At 38.8% G+C, this 14,613-nt stretch carries 14 protein-coding genes; 7 read left to right on the forward strand and 7 right to left on the reverse strand.

Annotated elements, in window-relative coordinates; genetic code table 11:
- Positions 1-38: 38 nt before the first annotated feature.
- Both P20429_RS15195 and P20429_RS15190 read right to left on the reverse strand, forming a co-directional pair.
- Positions 39-2,174 (reverse strand): M3 family metallopeptidase, encoded by a 2,136-nt coding sequence (locus P20429_RS15195; RefSeq protein ID WP_007581300.1) that lies wholly within the window; start codon positions 2,172-2,174, stop codon positions 39-41.
- Positions 2,175-2,382: 208 nt separating this feature from the next.
- Positions 2,383-2,592 carry a hypothetical protein gene (locus P20429_RS15190; protein WP_007581302.1) on the reverse strand — a complete coding sequence of 70 codons (210 nt, stop codon included), beginning with the start codon at positions 2,590-2,592 and terminating at the stop codon, positions 2,383-2,385.
- Positions 2,593-2,793: 201 nt separating this feature from the next.
- On the opposite strand from P20429_RS15190, the gene P20429_RS15185 reads away from it, so the two are divergent.
- The 6 genes from P20429_RS15185 to yegD all read left to right on the forward strand — a co-directional run bounded on the left by P20429_RS15185 (position 2,794) and on the right by yegD (position 9,814).
- Entirely contained in the window at positions 2,794-3,654 is an 861-nt protein-coding gene (locus P20429_RS15185; protein WP_007581304.1) for a mechanosensitive ion channel family protein, read from the forward strand.
- Between the two features lie 420 nt (positions 3,655-4,074).
- A complete protein-coding gene (locus P20429_RS15180; protein ID WP_007581306.1) occupies positions 4,075-6,363 on the forward strand; it encodes a TonB-dependent receptor in 2,289 nt (762 codons plus the stop codon).
- Between the two features lie 116 nt (positions 6,364-6,479).
- Positions 6,480-6,779 carry a hypothetical protein gene (locus P20429_RS15175; protein WP_007581307.1) on the forward strand — a complete coding sequence of 100 codons (300 nt, stop codon included), beginning with the start codon at positions 6,480-6,482 and terminating at the stop codon, positions 6,777-6,779.
- 75 nt (positions 6,780-6,854) lie between these two features.
- Complete coding sequence (locus tag P20429_RS15170; RefSeq protein WP_007581310.1) at positions 6,855-7,511, forward strand: HAD family phosphatase; 657 nt, start codon at positions 6,855-6,857, stop codon at positions 7,509-7,511.
- 33 nt (positions 7,512-7,544) lie between these two features.
- A complete protein-coding gene (locus tag P20429_RS15165; RefSeq protein ID WP_007581312.1) occupies positions 7,545-8,387 on the forward strand; it encodes a DNA ligase in 843 nt (280 codons plus the stop codon).
- A 62-nt stretch (positions 8,388-8,449) separates the two neighbouring features.
- On the forward strand, positions 8,450-9,814 hold the full coding sequence (gene yegD, locus P20429_RS15160) for a molecular chaperone (protein ID WP_007581315.1): 1,365 nt from the start codon (positions 8,450-8,452) through the stop codon (positions 9,812-9,814).
- A 19-nt stretch (positions 9,815-9,833) separates the two neighbouring features.
- On the opposite strand, the gene P20429_RS15155 is transcribed toward yegD, so the two are convergent.
- The 3 genes from P20429_RS15155 to P20429_RS15145 all read right to left on the reverse strand — a co-directional run bounded on the left by P20429_RS15155 (position 9,834) and on the right by P20429_RS15145 (position 12,206).
- Complete coding sequence (locus tag P20429_RS15155) at positions 9,834-10,298, reverse strand: methylglyoxal synthase (protein WP_002958191.1); 465 nt, start codon at positions 10,296-10,298, stop codon at positions 9,834-9,836.
- Between the two features lie 67 nt (positions 10,299-10,365).
- Positions 10,366-11,010, reverse strand: coding sequence for a LysE family translocator (locus tag P20429_RS15150; protein ID WP_007581318.1), 645 nt, complete (start codon positions 11,008-11,010; stop codon positions 10,366-10,368).
- Entirely contained in the window at positions 11,007-12,206 is a 1,200-nt protein-coding gene (locus P20429_RS15145) for a multidrug effflux MFS transporter (RefSeq protein ID WP_007581320.1), read from the reverse strand. The genes P20429_RS15150 and P20429_RS15145 overlap by 4 nt, the downstream gene beginning before the upstream one ends.
- A 183-nt stretch (positions 12,207-12,389) precedes the next feature.
- Here P20429_RS15145 and P20429_RS15140 point away from each other — a divergent pair, with 183 nt between their 5' ends.
- Positions 12,390-12,863: a hotdog fold domain-containing protein gene (locus P20429_RS15140; RefSeq protein WP_007581322.1), complete on the forward strand. Its 474-nt coding sequence runs from the start codon at positions 12,390-12,392 to the stop codon at positions 12,861-12,863.
- Positions 12,864-12,884: 21 nt separating this feature from the next.
- Here the strand turns inward: P20429_RS15140 and P20429_RS15135 are convergent, their stop codons facing one another.
- Positions 12,885-13,367, reverse strand: coding sequence for a polymer-forming cytoskeletal protein (locus P20429_RS15135; RefSeq protein WP_007581324.1), 483 nt, complete (start codon positions 13,365-13,367; stop codon positions 12,885-12,887).
- Positions 13,357-14,520 (reverse strand): M23 family metallopeptidase, encoded by a 1,164-nt coding sequence (locus tag P20429_RS15130; protein ID WP_007581326.1) that lies wholly within the window; start codon positions 14,518-14,520, stop codon positions 13,357-13,359. Before P20429_RS15130 ends, P20429_RS15135 begins: the two co-directional genes overlap by 11 nt.
- Between the last annotated feature and the right edge of the window lie 93 nt (positions 14,521-14,613).

Genomic DNA, 14,613 nt, shown 5'->3' on the forward strand with positions numbered 1-14,613 from the left:
AATAAACTACGTTACTAATTACTCAACTAAGTTATTAATTATTCAACCAAACCACGGCGCTTAAGTAGTGCGTCGGTAGTTGGTTTTTGACCTCTAAACTCAATGTAGCTTTGCATTAAGTCGCGGCTGTTACCTTTTGATAGGATTTCTTTACGGAACTTATCACCATTTTTACGTGTTAAGCCGCCGTTATTTTCCATATGCGCAAAGGCATCTGCTGCAAACACTTCAGTCCAAAGGTACGCGTAGTAACCAGCTGAATAACCACCAGCAAATGTGTGGCTAAAGAAGTTTGATTTGTAACGCGGTGGAACAGGATAGTAAGCAATACCGTGTTTTTCTAGTGCGTCTTGCTCAAACTTTTGAACGTCAGCTACTTTTTTATCAGAACCAAATGAATGCCATTCCATATCAAGTAGTGCAGCGGCTAAGTATTCAGTAGTGCCGTAACCTTGGTTGAATTTTTGCGATTCAAGTACTTTATCAAGTAAAGCTTGTGGAATTGGCTCACCTGTTTTGTAATGCTTAGCATAGTTTGCAAGTACTGTAGGCTCAATCATCCAATCTTCATTTGCTTGCGACGGAAACTCAACAAAGTCACGCGCCGTTGCAGTGCCTGCTAGGCTTGGGTATTTAACATCTGAGAATAAACCGTGTGCAGCATGACCAAATTCATGGAACATAGTAGACACTTCGTCAAATGTCATTAGCGTAGGCTCGCCTGCAGCAGGTTTTGGAATGTTCTGCGCATTGTAAATAACCGGTTTAGTGCCTTTTAAGCCGCTTTCGCTAACGTATGCACTCATCCATGCGCCGCCACGTTTACCTTCACGTGCATATGGGTCTAAGTAAAATAAACCAATAGCGCTGCCATCAGCGTTAAATACTTCGTATACGGTTACATCTTCATGATAAACAGGAAGATCTTTACGTTCTTTAAACGTAATACCGTACAGTTTGTTCATTGCAAAGAATAAGCCATCGTGAATAACCGATTGCATTTCAAAGTATGGTTTAACAAGTGCTGGATCTAAGTTGTACTTTTCTGCACGTACTTTTTCAGCATAAAAAGTCCAATCCCATGGTTTAAGCTCAAAGCTTTCGCCTGAATCGTTAATCACTTTTTGAATAGCGGCTGCTTCAATCTTTGCTTTTTCAACTGCTTTTGGTGCTAGGTCATCAAGGATGCCGTAAACGTTTTCAGTTGTTTGCGCCATACGCGACGTCATTACATAAGAAGCCCAATCTTTGTAGCCTAAAAGCTCTGCTTTTTGAGCGCGTAGGTTGGTTTCTTTAATAATAATAGGGCCGTTAGTTTTTGCTGCACGGTTTGCAGAGGCTTTAAAAATTCGCTCACGCAGGTCGCGGTTTTCAAGGCTACTTAAAATTGGCTGTTGCGTTGTATTTACCAAAGTGATCATGTAGCCGTCTTTGCCCGCTTTTTTAGCTGAAGCTGCAAGGCCTGCAATTTCGCCTTCAGAAAGACCCGCTAATTCACTTTTATCTGTAACTACAATAACGTCTTCTTTAAACGATTTTAAAATGTTTTGTGAAAACGCAGTAGATAGCTGAGCTAGCTCTGAGTTAATTTCACGCATTTTAGCTTTTTCAGCGTCATTTAATTTAGCACCTGCTTTTACAAACTGCTTGTAGTAAAAATCAACTAGGCGTTTATCTTCTGCGTTTAATTTATCTTGATTGTCGTAAATTGTTTGTACGCGCTTAAATAATTCACCGTTTAAGTAAATATCATCTGAGTGAGCAGATAATACAGGCGCCATTTTTTCATCAATACGCTGGTATTCAGCATCTGAAATTAAACCAGATAAGTTATAAAAAGCAGCCGATACGCGATTTAATAGCTCCCCTGACAATTCCATTTTAACTAATGTGTTTTCAAATGTTGCTGGAGCAGGGTTGTTAGCAATGGCTTGTACTTGTGCCGTGTGCTGTGCGATACCTGCATCGAATGCAGCTTCGTAGTCTTTTGTACCAAATTTATCAAATTCTGGTGCCATATATTGCAATGGGCTTGGCTTAAATAAAACATTGTTTGCGTTCATGTCTTGCACTTGTGCTGCGCCTTCTTTTGCCATGTTTTGTGTATCGTTAGATGAACAGGCCGATAATATTAAGGCACTAGCAATAGTAGTGGCGATCAGGGTTTTACGCATAATAACTCCATAGAAAGATTAGCCGGAATAGGCTTTGCGAGTCGAAAAACCTAGTTAACTTATCAAATTTTGGCGTTTATACAATAAAGTTTATCGGTATTAAGGGGGATTTGAACGCAAATTAGCTAATATTTAGCTTTAAGGGAGGTAAAAGTAGCTCTAAAAGTAAACACCTGAGCTACTTAATAAGTCGTTGAGTCATAATTGCTTAGTTATATCCAAGTACAAATTTTCTCTCAGAGCCAAAGTTGCTAGGTTGTTGTTGGCCAAACTCTTTGTTGATAGATGCCTGTGTTTGCTCTTGTTCTGCAAGAAGGCACAAAATTTTATTTCGGTAATCTAGGCTGCTTTCAAATAAATGTAAGTCTACCTGCGGCTGCAAAGTAGCGAGTCTTTGATTTAAAGTAAGTTGTGTCATATGTGATCTCCAGTGCTTGTACACTATTTATATAGCACTCGGTGCAATAAAGAGTTAATAAATTGTTCATAAAAAGTATATTGAACTTATTAACTTGGCGTTTTAGTTATATTATGACTGCTAAACTTACCCAACACTGAACCGCTTTCACTTTATAGCGATTTAAATTTAAAGCGCTCCTTTGCTTGTTTTGGAAAATAAATGACCTTAGAACACATAAACCAAATTCTTGCCTTTGTTGTATTTAGTTACAGCGATGTACACATTACCGTAGCGAAAATTATTAAAGTGCCTTTAATACTTTTCGCTATTTGGTTTATTGTGACGCGTATTGGCAAGCTAATAACAAAAACATTATTGGCAAAAAAGTTAAGCCAAGATGCCGTGCATTTATTTACACGTATCTACTTTATTTTAAGTATCGCTATTTTAATTTTTACATCTTTAGAAGTATTAAGCATACCGCTTACTGCGTTTGCTTTTGTTTCAGGTGCAATAGCCATTGGTGTAGGCTTTGGTGCTCAAAATATTATCAATAACTTTATTAGTGGCTGGATACTAATGTGGGAACGCCCAATACGTATTGGTGACTTTTTAGAGGTAGGCAATGCAAAAGGCGTGGTAGAAACAATTAATACTCGCTCAACGCGTATTCGCCGAAATGACGGCGTACATATGCTTATTCCTAATTCTCAATTGCTCGAAAATACAGTAACAAACTGGACGCTAATAGATGGCAATGCACGCTCATCGGTCAGTGTAGGTGTTGCGTATGGATCAGACGTGATACTGGTTAAAAAGCTTATTCAACAAGTGCTTGATGATCATGAAGCAATATTGGCTAATCCAAAGTCATCGGTGTTATTTGATGACTTTGCAGATAGCTCGCTCGTATTTAACGCTATTTTTTGGGTGTGCGCCGAGTCTGAAACCATGCTTAGAAAAGTACGCAGTGATATTCGTTTTAGTATTTACGCTGTATTTGAAAAGCATGATGTAGTGATTGCTTTTCCGCAGCGTGATATTCATATCGACGGTGAAATTGCATTTAAGCGCTCATAGTTCAAATATAGTAAATATTAAAAGTCGCTCTTGGGCGGCTTTTAATAAAAACACAGGTGTTTCTATTTTAGGTTAACATGTAAAACAACCCCTTCTTCCTACTCCATTTTATTAAATCCAATAAAGGACATATGTCCTTAATATTAGAATTTTGCATCTAAATAGTGATAAAAACACGTGATTTTGTAGTTAAATGTTGCAAAAAAGTTTCTAATTATGTCTATATTTATGCAGTAAAATTGTCACACAATGGTATAATCTTAATCGTTCGTTCAGCCTTATAACATCGTTTTTGTACTCTCGGTAATAAGGTCCGCGCGCATGACGCAAGTCGCGAAAAATTGAACGAGCCCGCAATGAATACATTGCGCAACACAAAAAACCGTTGAACAAGAGTGCACAAAAAAGGTTAAACCCAACATGAAAGCAATGAAAAGATCTACGTTAGCTACCCTAATCAATGCAACGTTGTTCTCTGCAGTAGCAGGTACTTCATTTTCTTCTTTAGCTGCTGAAGAAAAAACAGCTAAAAAAAGTAATCAACTAGAAGTTATTCAAGTAACAGCTCGTAAACGTGTAGAAAACGCTCAAGAAGTACCAGTAGCAGTATCTGCTCTACAAGGTGATAACCTTGATGCGTATAGCTCAGCTGGTATGGATATTCGTTTTTTAAATGCGAAAATTCCAAGTTTATCTATTGAATCTTCATTTGGTCGTTCATTCCCACGCTTTTACGTTCGTGGTTTAGGTAATACCGATTTCGATTTGAATGCATCACAACCAGTATCACTTGTTGTTGATGAAGTCGTTCAAGAAAATGCAATTTTAAAAGGCTTCCCAGTATTTGATGTTGAACGCGTAGAAGTATTACGTGGACCACAGGGAACTTTATTTGGACGTAACACGCCAGCTGGCCTTGTTAAGTTTGATACTGTTAAACCAAGCCAAGAATTTGATGGTTATGGCTCTGTTTCATACGGTAGCCGTGGCGCTGTAGACACAAGTGGTGCTGTAGGTGGTGCTTTAACTGACCGTTTATCTGCTCGTGTTTCATTATTATGGCAAGATAAAGACGATTACATTGATAACCAAGCTCCAGGCTTTGAAGCTAAAGACGAGCAAGGTGGTTACACTGAAAAAGCGGCACGCGTTCAGTTTTTATATGAAGGCGATGATTTTACTGCTTTATTAAACTATCACACACGTGATTTAGATGGCTCGCCAATTGCCTTTCGTGCAAATGTAATTAAAACGGGTACTAACGAGCTAGTAGATAATTATGAAAGTGATGTTGTTTATCAAGATGCGGCATCTCGCTCTACTCAACAAGTAGAATCTGAAGGTGCAAGCTTAAAGCTTGAGTGGGAACTTAAAAACCACACAATCACTTCAATTTCTGCATGGGAAAGTGCTGAAATATATTCGCGCGCTGATATTGACGGCGGTTACGGTGGCTTCTCAATAGATGACGTTCCAGTTGCTATGGGACCTGGTTTTATTCCTTTCTCTTCAGAAAGTGCTGATGGCATTCCAGATCATGACCAGTTAACGCAAGAACTACGTTTATCTAGTAACTTTGATGGTGATTTAAATTATCAAGTAGGTGTATTTTACTTTGATGAAGAACTAACGATTGAAAACTTTAGTTATGACACTTCAAATAATGGTGTTTTAAATGGTTATGTTCGCCAACAACAAGACACAACTGCATGGGCTATATTTGGTTCTGTAGATTATACTTTTTCAGATGATTTAAAAGTAACAGCGGGTCTTCGTTACTCTGACGATGATAAAGATTTTGTAGCTGATCGTACACTTAGCCCAATTGGCGGCGGTGCATTACTTGTAGAGCGTGACGTTAGTGACGACCATGTTAGCTGGGATTTATCTGCAAATTACAAAGTAAACGATGATGTTAACTGGTACGGCCGTGTAGCAAATAGCTTCCGCGCACCTAGTTTACAAGGTCGTATTTTGTTTGGTGATGATGTAACAACAGCTGAATCAGAAACTGTAACATCGTACGAAACAGGTATTAAATCAGACGTGCTAGACGGCCAAGGTCGTGTAAATGCAACTGTGTTTTATTACACGATGGACGACCAACAGCTTACTGCTGTAGGCGGTGGTGCTAACTTTAACCGTTTAGTTAATGCTGATAAAACGACTGGCTATGGTTTTGAGTTAGATACACAGTGGGTATTAAGCGATGAGTTTAATGCAACGTTTAACTTAAGCTACAATAAAACAGAAATTAAAGATAACGATTTAGCTGTGGCTGTTTGTGCACAATGTACGGTAACAGACCCGACTTTCCAAGTAGCAGGTGCGTTTGGTCCTGAAGATCGTGCAATACTTGATGGTAATAGCTTACCGCATGCTCCTGAGTGGATCTCTAACTTTACGCTTCGCTACACTAAAGAACTTGCCGATGGTAACTTCTTCGCTAGCGGTGATATTTCTTATCGCAGTAAAATCAATATGTTCCTTTACGAATCAGTAGAGTTTGAAGGTAAAGAGCTTATTGAAACAGGTTTGCGTACAGGTTACACATGGTCTGAAGGCGATTACGAATACGAAGTAGCCGCTTTTGTTCGTAACTTATTTGACGAGCAACAAGTTATTGGTGCTGTAGACTTTAATAACAATACGGGTATTGTTAACGAAGAACGTTATGTAGGTGCTGAGTTTAAAGTTAGATTTTTCTAACTAATAGCTAAAAGTATTTATTTTAAAAGCCTGCATTGCGCAGGCTTTTTTATTTGTATAACCCCTTTTAGAGCTGCTAAAGTAGCGCCTAATTGGTTTATTTAAAGAGAAGAGCAATGGCTGGATTTTGGAATTACCGTGTGATTTTTTGTGAAGCAACGAAAGACGAAGCAGCGCAATATCAAATACACGAAGTAGAATATAACCTGAACGGTAAAGTGACTAACTGGTCAGAAACAGGCGCAGCCCCTTTTGGTACAACACTTGATGAGTTGAAAGATGACTCAGATCGTTTAAAAACAGCATTTGAAAAGCCTGTACTTAAAGTTATGCGTAAAACGCGTGGCTACGAGCTTGTTGATGTTGATACGGGTGAAGAAGCAACGGGTGAGCCACCAGCAGGCTTAACGCAATAACAACAATTTAATAAAAGGTGCTTAAGGCGCCTTTTTTATTGTCAAAATTTGGCTTAGGTTAAATAAGGAATGAGGATGACATTAGAAGCAGTATTATTTGATATGGATGGCACATTAGTTGATTCAGAAAGCATGCACTTTGTATGTTGGAGTAAACTACTTAAGCCTTATGGTGTTAGTTATTTAGAAAATAATTTTTGTCAGCGCTTTTCAGGACGACCCACTTTAGAAGCTGCAATCGAAATTAAGCAAGAGCATAACTTATCAGTAAGCGCACAGTTTTTAGCAGATGAAAAATACCGTTTATTTGGCGAATATGTAATAACACATTTACCACCACTAATGCCGTTTACTGAGCAAACGTTGAAAGCTGTAAAAGCGAGTGGCTTAAAAATGGCCCTAGTAACGGGCAGTGCTAAAAGTGAAGCTATGCCAATACTTAAAGGTTTAGGATTTTATGAGCTGTTTGACACGGTGGTAACAAAAGACGATGTAACTAATCCTAAACCTGCTGGAGACCCATATTTACTGGCACTTAAGCAGATAAATATACAGGCAGGCAATGCAATCGCCGTTGAGGATACATTTACCGGCGTTACGGCGGCCAATAACGCCTTGTTACGTGTTGTAGCCATTGCTAATAGCCACACAAAAGATCACGATTTTAGCCAAGCTACCTATAAAATGAGTAACTTAGATGAGTTTTGGCAATGGGTGCAATCTCAACTATAGTTTAAGCCAACTTTTACTTGCTTGGATGCGCTAATGTTTACTATTAAACACCTGCTTTTAATTGTTGTTGTACTTTTTACGCAATGTATAAGTGCAGCACAACCCTCTGTTTTACTGGCTAAAGTATATAACGAAACTAAACATTACGATGTAAGTAAGTATTTAGTCAGTGAAAAATATGATGGCGTAAGAGCTATATGGACCGGCACGCAGTTTGTTACTCGCAAGGGCAATATTATCAATGCACCGAGTTGGTTTACAGCGCCATTGCCAAATGTATGGCTTGATGGTGAGCTATGGACCAAGCGTGAGCACTTTTCTGAGCTTAGTGGCATAGTAAGAACTAAAAAACCTAATAATCATGATTGGCAAACTATTACTTATAAAGTATTTGATATGCCAGATGAAAATCTGCCTTTTAGCACTCGTTATAAAAACTATAATGAGCTTATTACTAGCCTAAACTCGCCGCACATTAGCGTTGTAGTTCAATATAGCTTTACTAATAATGAGCAGCTCACAGAGTATTTTGAAAACATAACTAAGCAGGGCGGCGAGGGCATAATGCTTCATTTGGCCAGTGCTAAGCACAGCAATTGTCGAAGCAATGCATTACTAAAATTAAAACCTTACTTAGATGCAGAAGCGGTTGTGATTGCGCATTTACCAGGTAAAGGAAAATACCAAGGTATGTTAGGGGCATTAAGGGTAAAAACAGCACAAGGGCAGATGTTTTCTATTGGTACTGGGTTTAGTGATGCAGAGCGCTCAGCTCCGCCTGAGATAGGTAGCACTGTAACGTACCGATTTCATGGATTAACAAAAAACGGTTTACCGCGTTTTGCTAGTTTTTTACGAGTAAGAGATAGTTTATAACATTTATAATTTTTACAAAGTGTGCTAAATTGCGCGGCCTTTTTGGTAATGTGTGGTGAAGTATGTTTGTAGGTTTTGATTACGGTAGTTCTAATTGTGCTATGGGTGTAATGAGCGAGGGTAATGTTCAATTAGTACCGCTAGAGCAAGGAAAACATTACTTACCGTCTACACTTTACACTCATCACAGTGCCTTGGTTGTTGACTTTGTTGCTAAGCACTTACATGGCACAGCCCATGAGCATGACTTTTTAACACAGCGCCAAGCATTATTAAATACCTTACCTCGTATTAAGTCAGACCTTGATTTACAGCCTTCAGATGAAACCCTATTTATTGGTCGTGAAGCGATTAGCGAGTACGTGCAGTTCCCTGAAGAAGGCTACTTTGTTAAGTCCCCTAAATCATTTTTTGGCGCAACAGGTTTAAAGCAAGGTCAAATTAACTTTTTTGAAGATATCGCAACCGCGATGATCTTAAAAATTAAGCAACGCGCTGAGCTCTCTTTAGGTAAAACACTTACACAAACAGTGATTGGTCGCCCAGTAAACTTTCAAGCTGTGGGTGGTGAGCAATCAAATCAACAAGCGGTCGGTATTTTAGAACGTGCTGCTAAACGCGCTGGTTTTAAAGACGTAGAGTTTTTATATGAGCCACTTGCTGCGGGTATCGATTACGAGAGTGATTTAACTCAGGATCAAAAAGTACTCGTTATTGATATTGGTGGTGGTACGAGTGACTGCTCGTTTGTACAAATGGGCCCGAGTTTTAGAGGAAATAGCCAGCGCGATGGCGATTTTTTATCTCACAGTGGTAAACGTGTTGGCGGAAACGATTTAGATATTGCTTTGAGCTTTCATGGTTTAATGCCGTTATTGGGTTTAGGCAGTACGTTTAAATCAGGTCTACCTTTGCCTAATCAAGCGTTTTGGCAAGCGTGTAAAATTAACGATGTAAATTTACAAAGCCAATTCTATAGTGAAAGCCATACCCGAGAGCTAAATGCACAATTACGTGATGTAAGTGCACCTGAGCTTTATAAGCGTTTAATACATTTACAGCAAAACAAGCAAGGTCATCAGTTAGTACAGCAAGGTGAAGCGGCTAAAATAGCACTTTCATCAGCTAGTGCGTTTGATTGTGATTTAAGCTTTTTAGATAGTGGGCTGAATAAAAATGTATCGGTAAGCGATTTAGCTGTTGCCGTTGAGAGTAGTATTAGCCAAATAGTTACTTTAGCAAAACAAGCAATCAGCGACGCTGCGACCACGCCAGACATTATTTACTTAACAGGCGGTAGTGCACAGTCACCATTGATTAAAGCGGCTTTAAGTGAGCACTTAGGTAATATAAAAATGGTTAACGGGGACCACTTTGGTAGTGTAACTGCTGGCCTGACTAAATGGGCCAGCATGCTTTATAAATAACCTAGATTACAATTGAGGTTTAAAGATCTATTTGTCGGGTTGCGAGGTATTTTTCGTAATCTGGCAATGTACGTTCAAGCTCTACATCCATAAGCGGTGAGCTTAATAACATATCTGCACTCACTTCATTACACGCTACCGGAATATTCCAAACAGCGGCTAAACGCAGCAGTGCTTTAACATCAGGGTCATGAGGCTGTGATGCTAATGGGTCCCAAAAAAATATCAAAACATGTATCTCATGTTCAGCTATTTTAGCGCCAAGTTGTTGATCGCCGCCCATAGGGCCACTTAATAGCTGAACTACATCAAGTCCCGTGGTTTTTTGAATTAAATGCCCTGTAGTACCTGTGCCATATAAAGTGTGCTTACTTAGTATTTCTTTGTGCTTTTCACACCATAATTTTAATGCTGCTTTTTTACCGTCGTGGGCAACTAAAGCAATATTTTTTTGTGCGGGAAGAGATTGTGTTTTTTGTTCCATGCTGATTCTTTTTTATTAGTTAGCTTAAACTCTGGGTAATAAATCTCTTAACCAAAGTGCAGGTTAGTTAAAATAATAGATTGATAGCAAGGGCTATAAATACAATGCCGGTGATCCTATCAATCCAAAGTTGGCTATTTGGGTTACGTCTAAAAAACTGTGCAATTTTGTCTCCAAAATAAATATACGTGCAGTCAATCGGAAAAGCAAAAATAGGGTAAAGCAAGCCAAAAAAAGCGAGTTGAAAAGTAGCAGATGAAAGCGTTGGATCTACAAATTGCGGAATAAATGCAATAAAAAACAGCGCCACTTTAGGGTTTAGCACTTCAGTCATCATGGCTTGAAACATGACATTACTTTTTTTACTGGTACTTATATGCGGTTTATCGGTTTGCTTGTCATCAGATATAGGCTCTGGCTGCTTTAGCGTGCCTTTAATCATCATAAATCCCAAATAACATAAATATGCTGCGCCTACATATTGCACTGCGGCATAGGCACTTGGGGAAGCTTTTAGGACTGCGCTTAGGCCTACAACAGCAAATAGAGTATGAATAACCCCACCTAATGCAAAACCAAAAGCACTTTGCATACCGGCGCTTCGACCATTAGCAAATGTTTGTGCCATCAAAAATGCATTTGATGGCCCAGGTGCTACAGCCATTAAAAAGCTGGCTAATAAAAACGAGACTAAAAAATCAGGATTGATCATTGAGCGCTTTTAGTTGGGTGTAAAGTATGTGCTTTTTTGCTCATTAAAATAAGCCAAAGCGGAACTAGCAATAATAAGTGAAAAGCAATTAACCACGGTGTACTTAACCCTAAATATTGGGTTAAAACAACGAGTATACTCGCGCCACTCATTTGCATAGCACCAAGTAATGCCGAGGCTGTGCCTGCTTGTTTAGGAAAACTCGACAGAGCCATACCTGCAGCTGAGCCTAAACTTAGAGCAAAGCCTAATGCTGCAATTAAAATAGGTAACATAAGCGCAAATGCCGTCTCTATACCGCTAAGGGCTAGCATTAAAACGCCTGAAAAAACCAGTACACTCACACCGACACGCAAAGCACGTTGGCTATTTCGTTTAATGTACGTTGGTAAAATAAAACTAGCGACAATACTTATTACGGCATTTAACGTAAACCAAAAAGTAAAGTCAGCCACGGTGCCGCCTAAATGCGTAATAAGCCAGCCTGGAGCTAGCGTCACATAAACTAATATGGCCGACATTGAGACCATGCAAATTAGGCTATTAAACAAAAATACCGGTGTTTTTATAATAGGTGTAAAGCGACGTAAATCTAAAATATGCCCCTGATAATGGCTATCAGCAGGACGAGTTTCTCTAAAAAAGAATAGCGTAACAACAAGGCCTACAATGGCAAACGCGGTTAAAAACATAAAGTTCATACGCCAGCCAAATTGTACGGTAAGCCAAGCCCCTAAAATAGGTGCCATTGCCGGAATAAAGCACACAATCCCGTTAAGGTAAGTGATCATTTGTCCACTTCGTTCACTACCATATTTGTCACGCACTATCGCAAATGCGACAACAAATGTGGCACAGGCTCCAAAACCTTGAAGAGCACGTGCAATCATCAATACTTCAAAAGAAGGCGAGTAATAGGCAAGTAATGCTGAGCCTGCATATAAACTTATACCCACTATAGCCACTGGCTTTCGGCCAAACCTATCGGCCAAAGGCCCCGCAATTAATTGGCCTAAACCTACTGTTAGCATAAAAATAGCAACGGTTTGCTGAACTTGTTGTTCTGTAACTGCAAATTGTTCTGCAATAGTAGGAAAAGCGGGTAAGTAAATATCGATTGCCATAGGGCAAAATATAACGAGTAACGCTAGGATAAGTAACAAAGTCATATTAGGTTTAGCGGGCTGTGTTTGCATTGAGTCTCCTTTTGCCGAGTATTTTAGGTGGGCACTCATAAAAAAGAAAGGGCTTATGACCCCTGCATAGGTTGTCATTTTTATTTTTTGATTGGATTAAGCTAAAAAGGCAGTGTAAATGCACTTTTTAAAACTGGTCTGATGTGTTAATTTGAAAAAAGTAACTGTTGATGGAAAATAATAATGAGTAATAAATCTGCACTTGTACAAACATGGCATAAATTTAAGCGCCTACCTTTTGGGAATTGGCTTTTTACTAAAGCTGTTTGCTTTAAAGCGCCATATTTTGGTTCAATGAAACCTTACGTGCTCGACCTTCGAGAAGGGCATTGTAGTGCGTTGGTTAAAAATCGTCGCAGCGTTCATAATCATATTGGAACTATTCATGCTATTGCGCAGTGTAACTTAGCTGAATTGTGTGCAGGTGTAATGGTTGATGCAACAGTGCCAGTTAAAACGCATCGTTGGATCCCAAAAGGGATGACAGTTAGGTATTTGGCTAAAGTAGATACAGATGTAAGAGCAGTCGCTGAAATTGATTTACCGCATAAATGGATTGATAAAGAAGACTTAGTAGTACCGGTTAAACTGTATAATACCCGCAATGAGCTTGTTTTCACTGCAGATATTACTATGTATATTACTGAAAAAAGGTAGCTTACGTTAAGCTGATTCTACTTAGTTTTTATCAGCGGCTTGTTTATTTACAAACGATAAGTCGCTGCCATCTTCCTTCAACAATGCTTTAACTTCTTTTGCGGGTTTAAGCTCTTTCGAAATTAGTTCAGGCTCTTCTTTTTCAAAGCGTTGCTTTAAACTGCCTTCAATTACTGCACCTGCATCAATACTCAATGTATCGTGAAACACATCGCCATGAACATGAGCACCACTTTGTACCTTTACTTCACTAGCATTAATTGAGCCAATAACTTTGCCTTTAACAATAACGCTTTTAGCTTCAACAATACCTTCAACAACACCCGTTGAGCCAATAACTAAATGCTCCACTTTTATATCGCCATCAATACGGCCATCAAGCTGTACTTCACCTTGGCTAACTAAAGTGCCTGTAAGGCGTACGTCTTCAGAAATAATAGACGGTGTGTGATTTACTCTTTTTAAATTAGAGCTAACTGTTTTTTGTTTTTTTCTACCAAACACGAGAAAGCGCCTTTGTTATTTTTAGAGGATTGACTTGTTTACCGTTAAGTAATACTTCGTAGTGTAAATGAGTACCTGTACTTCTGCCTGTGCTGCCCATTAAACCAATTACGTCATGTTTAGTGATTAACTGACCTTTTTTTACTTTAATTTTATTTAAGTGTCCAAATCGAGTCACTAAGCCATTTTTATGTTCAAGCTCAATAAAGTTACCATAACCACCATTGCGACCGGCACGAAGCACTACAGCGTCTGCTGGGGCAAATATCTCGGTTTTATGCCAACCGGCTAAATCAATTCCTTTATGAAAGGCATGATTACTATTCATAGGATCTTTTCTAAGGCCAAAATTACTCGAAATATAGTATTTAGCTTTAGCTAAAGGCAGGGTGTTTGGTAGCTCAGTTAAAAAGTTTTCTAAATTATTTAATGCTAATAACTTATCAACGATGGCTAAAAAGTGGCTTGGAATTTTTGTTTCGTTAAATGTATCAAGTGGGCCACCTTGTGCGGTTGTTTGGGCACTTAATATTAAGTGTTGCTCAAGCGCTGACTCAATTCCTGCGCTTTTGACCATAGCTAAAATAGCTTGGTGACGTTCGCTAATTTGGTTATCTAAAAAGTTAAAGCTTTGTTCATAATGATTATTCAAATTGGCAATTCTTGTTGCGAATGGAATTGGAGCTATTAACTGCGCTTGTTTACCTTTTTGATTTTCATCGACTAATGGCTCATGAAACTCATTGCCATTTTCATTAATAGGTACATCAAGTTCTGTATCAAGCTTAATAACATCTTTGCTAATTGAAGCAGGAAGGGACTCTATCATGCTTTGCAGTAGCGCCTGTTTTTGCTCAAGTATTGCAAGTTGCTCTAACTGCGTTGCTTGCAGGGCTTGTTGCTCACTGACTTTTTGTTGCCACAGCGTTTGCTCGGTTATTTGATTTTGTTTTATGTCAGAGATTTTATTTGTTTGTGTATAAACACGAAAGCTAGAAATACTCAGCCAAATAAAAGTGGCTAAAATAAGCGATGCTACAAGGAGTTGAAACCAAGAGGCTAAAACAACATGCTTAACTTCGCCATTTTGGCGAATAAGTAGCTGACGAGCTGGGAAAAATTTATGATAAAAAGACTTTATAAATACTGACATGGCATATAAACACTGGCTATTAACCGAATTAAGATAGCAATTTGAGTTAAAAAAGCTAGAAAAAAATTGTAACTGTTCAAAAATTAATAAAAA

Source organism: Pseudoalteromonas sp. BSi20429, from assembly GCF_000238895.1.
Classification (GTDB): domain Bacteria; phylum Pseudomonadota; class Gammaproteobacteria; order Enterobacterales; family Alteromonadaceae; genus Pseudoalteromonas; species Pseudoalteromonas arctica.